Raw genomic sequence first — 600 nt, forward strand, 5'->3', positions numbered from 1 at the left:
GGGTGCGGGAAGACGACGACGCTGCGGATGATCGCGGGGTTGGAGGAGCCGTCGTCGGGTCAGGTGCTGATCGGTGGTGCGGACGTGACGGGGCTGCCGCCGTACAAGCGCCCGGTCAACACGGTGTTCCAGAACTACGCGTTGTTCCCGCACCTGTCGGTGGCGGAGAACGTGGCGTTCGGGCTGCGCCGCAAGGGCCGCAAGGACGTGGACGGGCCGGTCAAGGAGATGCTGGAGCTGGTGCAGCTCGGGCACCTGGGCGGCCGCAAGCCGGCCCAGCTGTCGGGCGGCCAGCAGCAGCGTGTCGCGGTGGCGCGGGCGTTGATCAACCACCCGCAGGTGCTGCTGCTGGACGAGCCGCTGGGTGCGCTGGACCTGAAGCTGCGCCGGCAGATGCAGCTGGAGCTGAAGCGGATCCAGACCGAGGTCGGGATCACGTTCGTGCACGTGACGCACGACCAGGAGGAGGCCATGACGATGGCCGACACGATCGCGGTGATGAACGGCGGTGTGATCGAGCAGCTCGGCTCGCCGGCGGAGCTGTACGAGTCCCCGCGGACCGCGTTCGTCGCCAACTTCCTCGGCCAGTCCAACCTGCTC

At 69.0% G+C, this 600-nt stretch carries 1 protein-coding gene; it reads left to right on the top strand.

Annotation, left to right across the window (positions count from 1 at the left end; all coding sequences use genetic code 11):
- Window positions 1-600: ABC transporter ATP-binding protein (locus tag QI554_RS43325; RefSeq protein ID WP_281478980.1), on the top strand; the 600-nt coding region annotated here is incomplete at both ends.

The sequence above is a fragment of the Yinghuangia seranimata genome (genome assembly GCF_029953285.1).
Lineage (GTDB): Bacteria > Actinomycetota > Actinomycetes > Streptomycetales > Streptomycetaceae > Yinghuangia > Yinghuangia seranimata.